Here is a 2,989-nt window from a genome sequence, read left to right on the forward strand (position 1 = left end):
GCTGTATAGTGATCGCTAACCTTATTGTAACAGATGGTGTCATTAATCTCTAGAGTCAGCGATTCCCTCTGTAGCCATGTTTTTGATGGTTTTCTGCCCGGAAACAAGCTATAATGGTCGAAGGGTCAAATTTGAAAAATTTTGCCTCAAACCCTGTCTGCGTAAGGATTTCAGGAGTTTGTACCCAGTAGTTTATTAGTATTACATTGCTTTAACTCAGGCTCTGTAAGACTTTGAGCCATAGCTAGTATATTTATACAGGGGAAGTTCAGTTATTGAGAGGTTACATCAGTGGGAAGTGGGAAGTAGGGAACACAGAGCAAAAAGCTGACGGCTGACAGCTGATAGCTCTTTATTGCTAACCGGACTGACGATGATCTATTCTGTATCCTAGCCTGACTCGCCAATCCCCACCGCCAAAAAAGAATAATGTACTGCGATTACCTGGTTCAAATCCTCACCGCACGCGTCTACGATGTCGCCCAAGAAACCCCCTTGGAACTTGCCCCCAATCTCTCCCAACGCTTGCACAATCAGCTTTTACTCAAGCGCGAGGATATGCAGTCGGTTTTCTCCTTTAAACTGCGCGGCGCATACAACAAAATGGCGCATTTGTCAAGGGATTTGTTACAAAAAGGTGTAATTGCTGCTTCGGCGGGAAATCATGCCCAGGGAGTCGCTTTGGGGGCGCGGCAATTGGGAACCCAAGCGATTATCGTTATGCCTGTCACCACTCCGCAAGTCAAAATCGACGCGGTAAAAGCCCGGGGCGGGATTGTCGTCCTGCACGGTGACACCTACGATGATGCCTACACCTACGCGCGGCAGTTAGAAGCGGAAAAAGGCTTAACTTTTATCCATCCCTTCGATGACCCGGAGGTAATCGCCGGCCAGGGTACGATCGGTATGGAAATTTTACGACAATATCAGCAACCGATCGAGGCGATTTTCGTCGCTATTGGTGGCGGTGGCTTAATATCAGGTATTGCAGCCTATGTCAAGCGTTTACGCCCAGAAATTAAAATTATCGGGGTGGAACCTGTGGATTCAGACGCGATGAATCAATCCCTAAAAGCCGGTTATCGGGTGCGTTTGTCTCAAGTGGGATTATTTGCCGATGGGGTGGCGGTGCGCGAGGTGGGAGAGGAGACTTTTCGTCTCTGTCAGCAGTATGTGGACGAGATTATCCTCGTGGATACGGATGATATCTGTGCGGCGATTAAGGATGTTTTTCAAGATACACGCTCGATTTTAGAACCTGCGGGGGCGTTAGCGGTAGCAGGAGCGAAAGCTTATGTAGAAAGAGAAGGAATTGAGGATAAAACCCTCGTTGCTGTGGCTTGTGGGGCGAATATGAACTTTGATCGTCTGCGGTTTGTGGCGGAAAGGGCAGAATTAGGGGAACGGCGCGAGGCGTTGTATGCTGTTACTATTCCCGAACAACCGGGCAGTTTACGGCGTTTTTGCGAATGTGTCGGCAAACGCAATCTAACCGAATTTAGTTATCGCATTGCCGATGAAAAAGAAGCACATATTTTTGTCGGCGCCCAGATCGAAAATCGCACCGATGCCAAGAAATTAGCCGAGAGTTTTGAAGCTTGTGGCTTTAAAACCCTCGATATTAGTGATGATGAATTGACTAAATTGCATCTGCGCCACATGGTGGGAGGGCGATCGCATTTAGCCGACCATGAATTATTTTATCGCTTCGAGTTTCCCGAACGACCGGGGGCTTTAATGAAATTTGTCGCCTCCATGAGTCCCCACTGGAATATCAGCGTTTTCCATTATCGCAATAACGGAGCCGATTACGGGCGTATCGTCGTGGGCATACAGGTCCCCCCCGATGAAATGAATCAATGGCAAGCTTTTCTCGATACTCTCGGCTATCGCTATTGGGATGAAAGTCAAAATCCTGCCTATCAGTTGTTTTTAGGTTAGAGTTGGCTGAATAAATCTAAAAACCTTGTTGGATAAGGCTTTTAGACTTTTTTCCCCTCAAAAAGTGCTGACCATTGGAGTGATCGGGGGTAAAATTCAGGCACTTTTTCCCTGAAAATTAGGTAACTGACTACCCCAAAATCGGTAAAACCCTACACCCTACACCCCACACCCCACACCCCACACCCCACACCCTGCCCCCACCAACAAACTTTTTGCCGCAAACCCTAGGTTAAATCGCCATTTTCAGGAAGTTATCAGCAGATGAATCAAGATTTTCCCCATATTTCCGTTTTGAGTCAAGAATTAATCGCCGGCTTAAATATTCAACCCGGGGGGCATTATCTCGATCTTACCCTAGGGGGTGGTGGACACAGCCGCCTGCTTTTAGAAGCTCATCCCGAAACGACAGTAACCGCCATCGATCGCGATCAAAGCGCCCTAGAAGCCGCTAAAATTAGTCTCGCCCCCTATCTAGATAGCCGTTTAACCCTCTGGTGGGGGAACTTCGCCGATTATGACGGACAAAATAGCAGTTTTGATGGCATTATCGCCGATTTAGGAGTCAGTTCTCCCCAATTCGATCAGAGCGAGCGCGGCTTTAGTTTTCGCCACACGGCAGCCTTAGATATGCGGATGGATCGCTGTCAATCCCTAACGGCAGCCGATATTATTAACCATTGGCACGAAAAAGAATTAGCAGATCTTTTTTATCAATACGGAGAAGAACGTTTATCTCGTCCTATTGCTCGCTCGATCGTCCAAAAACGTCCCTTTACTACCACTACAGAATTAGCGGCTGTCATCGCTAGTTCTGTCCCCGCTAGTTACCGTTATGGACGTATTCATCCGGCAACGCGGGTTTTTCAAGCCCTACGCATCGCTGTTAATCAAGAATTAGATTCTCTCCAACAATTGTTAGATCAAGCCCCCCACTGGCTAAAATCCAGGGGAATTATCGCTATGATCAGTTTTCATAGTCTAGAAGATCGTCTGATCAAGTATGGCTTTCGCGAAGATAATTCCTTGAAAATTATCACCAAAAAGC

Annotated in this window: 2 protein-coding genes; both read left to right on the top strand. The window is 47.2% G+C overall.

Annotated features, from left to right (window positions below; translation table 11 throughout):
• Window positions 1–429 precede the first annotated feature (429 nt).
• Complete coding sequence (gene ilvA, locus PX636_RS18620; RefSeq protein ID WP_012266023.1) at window positions 430–1,941, top strand: threonine ammonia-lyase, biosynthetic; 1,512 nt, start codon at window positions 430–432, stop codon at window positions 1,939–1,941.
• Window positions 1,942–2,205: 264 nt separating this feature from the next.
• On the top strand, window positions 2,206–2,989 hold a 784-nt coding region (gene rsmH / locus PX636_RS18625), incomplete at its 3' end, for a 16S rRNA (cytosine(1402)-N(4))-methyltransferase RsmH (RefSeq protein ID WP_288118254.1).

The sequence above is a fragment of the Microcystis sp. M53598_WE2 genome, from assembly GCF_030067735.1.
Taxonomy (GTDB): Bacteria; Cyanobacteriota; Cyanobacteriia; order Cyanobacteriales; family Microcystaceae; genus Microcystis; species Microcystis aeruginosa.

Bases quoted from the DNA above. Each gene is read 5' to 3' on its own strand.
- ilvA (WP_012266023.1), top strand. From the start codon at position 430: ATGTACTGCGATTACCTGGTTCAAATCCTCACCGCACGCGTCTACGAT.